Here is a 3,772-nt window from a genome sequence, read left to right as displayed (position 1 = left end):
AAATAAGGACGCGATTCATCTCACGCTTATTTGAGAAAATAAAGCTTGAGGCTTCTCGCGGTTAAGCTAAAGGGGCGAGCTTGACAAGCTTCCCCCTGATTACACAGTTTGAATATCGATAACTTTCCCTCCTGTATTATTAATCATTTGTAATTCTTTGGAAAACATTTGATAACTAACTATTTTGCTTGTTTTCCCCATAGTTACCTGTCTAACTTTAGTTTTTCCAGGTAAGTAAACAATGCGAAAACGTCTTTCTACTCTTTCAGGAGAAACAACAGGAGTGGAAGTATCTCTGGTTGGTTTAGTCTGAGAATTGGCTACAGTTGCTGTTTGACAAGCGAGGATAAATTCTTGTAACTTATCTGTCTGTGGTAAATCAGTTTCTCTAATTTTAGAGGCTTTTTCAGCTAAAGAAGTCTCGCCAAGATAATTTAGCCATCCTTCAAAATCACCTCTATTGAAATAGGCTAAACAATCTTCAGGGAAATTTTGACAAATATCAGCTAAATCAGCCACATTTTTAGCTATTTGACCATTAGCAAACAGAAAAGGTTCTGTCATGATTACTCCTATGTGTAAGATAATAACAATTAAGATTATAGTCTGATTTACCCTAAAATCCACTCTGAAGATTTATCACCTAAATCCACAGGAATACTCACCGCTTTACCTAAACGAGGACGTTCTTTAGTATTTTCAATATAAGTAATTACCTGAGTTAAACTTCCCCAAGCATTCAGATAAGCTAAAACGCCATTGAGATGTTCGATATATTCAGTTTCTGACATAGGAAAAGACGCTTGTTCTAGATATTTCCACATAATTTGCACAAAAAACTTATCTTTAACGCGTCTTAGTTGAATATCATAAGAATATCCCCATTTAGCGATGATTAGTTGTTGTAATTGTTGACCAGTCATAACTTTAACTACTATACTTATTAATTAATAAAGCGACTTTAGCTCTTTTAGCTGCAGTAACTTGGTCTAAGGGAGTTAAAATAGCGTTTTTAAGGGCAGAATGAGCTGCAGAAACTGGAGGATTATCTCTAAGACGTTTAACGGTTTCTCTAATCACTTTTTGAGCATTAATAGCGTTTTGGTGCAAGTTTTCTACTACCAGATCAACAGTAACGCTATCGTGTTCAGGATGCCAACAGTCATAATCTGTTACTAATGCTAAAGTTGCATAAGCTATTTCTGCTTCTCTAGCTAATTTAGCCTCTGGTAAATTGGTCATCCCAATCACGCTAGTATCCCAACTGCGATATAGATTAGATTCTGCTTTAGTAGAAAAAGCAGGACCTTCAATACAGAGGTATGTTCCCCCAGAATGTACAGTGAGATTAGAAAGTTCTAAACTTGTTGCAGCTTCAGTGAGAATAGCCGCTAATTTGGGACAAACAGGATCAGCAAAAGCGATATGGGCTACAATACCATCATCAAAGAAAGTAGAAACGCGTTGAGTAGTGCGATCAATAAATTGAGAGGGAATAACTAAGTCTAGGGGTTTAATTTCTTCACGTAAAGAGCCAACGGCTGAAGCTGAAATCAGGTATTCTACCCCTAATTGTTTCATAGCGTAAATATTAGCCCGAAAAGGCAATTGAGAGGGAATTAAATGATGATTTCTACCATGACGAGGTAAAAAAGCTACCTGGGTTTGGGCTAAAGTACCAACAATAATATGATCAGAGGGATAACCAAAGGGTGTGTCTATTTCAAATTCTTGAGTATTGGTAAAGGCTTCCATATTATAGAGACCACTTCCACCAATAATACCGATTTTTGCTGTAGTCATATAGTTTAGAGATTTTTATTACTATGGATGAAGTTAAGAACAATTCTAAAGAGACAAAAACTAATCTAGAGATAGAAAAAATTGTACAACAGTTACGGGAAACTTTAGAGAATCATCGGGGCGATCGCCATATTCTGATTATCCAAGATTTCCCAGATCCTGATGCGTTGTCTAGTGCTTGGGCTTATCAACTTATTGCTCAACAGTATAACATCGAAACAGACATTGTTTATGCAGGGGTTTTATCTCATCAAGAGAATATTACCCTAGTTAAATTAACCAATTTACCGGCTAAGCGTTTAGATCCCCAAAAGATCCAAGTTACTGATTTTTCAACTTACCAAGGTTGTGTACTCGTTGATAGTCAGGGTAACACCAGTCAACTAACCCCTTTTATCGCAAAAGCACAAATTCCCATTATTGTAGTGGTAGATCATCATAGCGATCAAGGAGAAATTAAAGCCGAATTTAGCGATCGCCGTCTGCAAATTAACGCTACCGCTACTATGTTTACCCAATATCTCCAAAAAGGTTTATTACAATTTAACCAAAATAATAAAACTCATGTCAAATGCGCTACAGCTTTGATGCACGGTATAAGAACAGATACTAACCAACTACTGCAAGCCCAAGCCGAAGACTTTATCGCTATGGGATATCTGAGTAACTACTATGATCCGCAATTATTCCAAGCAATCATGCACTCAGCGAGATCACGTCGTGTTATGGATGTAATTGAAAAAGCTTTGAAAAACCGCCAGATTAGAAATAATTTTTCTTTCGCTGGGGTAGGTTATCTCCGTTACGAAGATAGAGACGCTATCCCCCAAGCGGCTGATTTCCTAGTAACCGAAGAAAACGTACATACCGCTGTTGTTTACGGTATCGTCCACGATGAAGAAGAAGACATAGAATTAATGATTGGTTCTCTACGTACTACTAAAATAACCCTAGATCCCGATGAATTCATTAAAGCAGCCTTCGGTAAAAACGGTGAAGGACATTTCTACGGTGGAGGACGTTATCACGCGGGAGGTTTTGAGATACCCATTGCTTTTTTAGCAGGATTCAACGACCATCCCGAATATGTCAAGCTAAAATGGGAAGTGTACAATCTACAAATTGAACAAAAATTACTCCGTTTAGTCAATCCTGAAGACGATGTGATTCACACAGATTAACCCATGGAAGTTTATTTAATTCGCCACGGTATAGCAGCAGAAAGAGGGACTTATGCTGATGATGATGCTAGACCTCTAGTAGCCAAAGGACGAGAAAAAACCACTCAAATAGCCAAACGCTTAGTTAAAATGGGGGTAAAATTCGAGTTTATCTTAACTAGTCCCCTAGTTAGAGCACAAGAAACAGCAAATATCCTACTAACAGAAGGATTAAGCGATACTCTCGCAGAATTTCCCCCCTTAGCACCTTCGGGAGATATTACCCTATGGTTAGACTGGTGTCAACAACATAAACCAGCCAAAATAGCCTTAGTTGGTCATGAACCAGACTTAAGTAATTGGACAGAAATACTAGTTTGGGGTGAAATAAAAGAACAAATAATTCTCAAAAAAGCAGGTATCATCGGTATAGAAATACCCAACATAGATGAGCAAGTTATCGGTAATTGTCAATTATTTTTACTCACTTCTCCTAAATGGTTTCTCTAAGATCATTGAGTAAACTGATAAACTCATCCGTGAGCGACAACGTTTTTGTTTATCCGTTGAGGATAGCTCTAATTGCTGTTGACAATGATATTCAAAGGATTTACAAAAATCATCTACCTCACCAAAAATCTGAGTTAAGTTTAATTGAGATACAATATGACTATGATTCATGGCCCTTCAGTGCTGTGACATACTCCTACACCGAATCAAAGATTATGGTGTAGGCTTCTTGTCTTTCACCTTCAGAGATGATTGACCGTTTTTGAGTGAGGCGATGCCCATCCCCACTTTTTTAATTA

Annotated in this window: 5 protein-coding genes; 2 read left to right on the top strand and 3 right to left on the bottom strand. The window is 37.6% G+C overall.

The window, feature by feature from the left end:
• Positions 1 to 99: 99 nt before the first annotated feature.
• From EA365_00100 to EA365_00090, 3 genes are read right to left on the bottom strand one after another with little or no spacing between them, the layout of a single operon-like run.
• Positions 100 to 564, bottom strand: a complete 465-nt coding sequence (locus EA365_00100; GenBank protein ID TVQ49946.1) for a hypothetical protein — start codon at positions 562 to 564, stop codon at positions 100 to 102.
• Between the two features lie 47 nt (positions 565 to 611).
• Complete coding sequence (locus tag EA365_00095; protein ID TVQ49945.1) at positions 612 to 923, bottom strand: DUF3067 family protein; 312 nt, start codon at positions 921 to 923, stop codon at positions 612 to 614.
• A gap of 4 nt (positions 924 to 927) precedes the next feature.
• Positions 928 to 1,803, bottom strand: coding sequence for an S-methyl-5'-thioadenosine phosphorylase (locus EA365_00090; GenBank protein ID TVQ49944.1), 876 nt, complete (start codon positions 1,801 to 1,803; stop codon positions 928 to 930).
• A gap of 23 nt (positions 1,804 to 1,826) precedes the next feature.
• On the opposite strand from EA365_00090, the gene EA365_00085 reads away from it, so the two are divergent.
• Both EA365_00085 and sixA read left to right on the top strand, forming a co-directional pair.
• Complete coding sequence (locus tag EA365_00085) at positions 1,827 to 2,984, top strand: bifunctional oligoribonuclease/PAP phosphatase NrnA (protein ID TVQ49943.1); 1,158 nt, start codon at positions 1,827 to 1,829, stop codon at positions 2,982 to 2,984.
• 3 nt (positions 2,985 to 2,987) lie between these two features.
• Entirely contained in the window at positions 2,988 to 3,473 is a 486-nt protein-coding gene (sixA, locus tag EA365_00080) for a phosphohistidine phosphatase SixA (GenBank protein ID TVQ49942.1), read from the top strand.
• The last annotated feature ends 299 nt before the right edge of the window (positions 3,474 to 3,772 follow it).

This window comes from Gloeocapsa sp. DLM2.Bin57 (genome assembly GCA_007693955.1).
Lineage (GTDB): Bacteria > Cyanobacteriota > Cyanobacteriia > Cyanobacteriales > Gloeocapsaceae > Gloeocapsa.
This window is presented reverse-complemented; position numbering and strand designations above follow the sequence as displayed.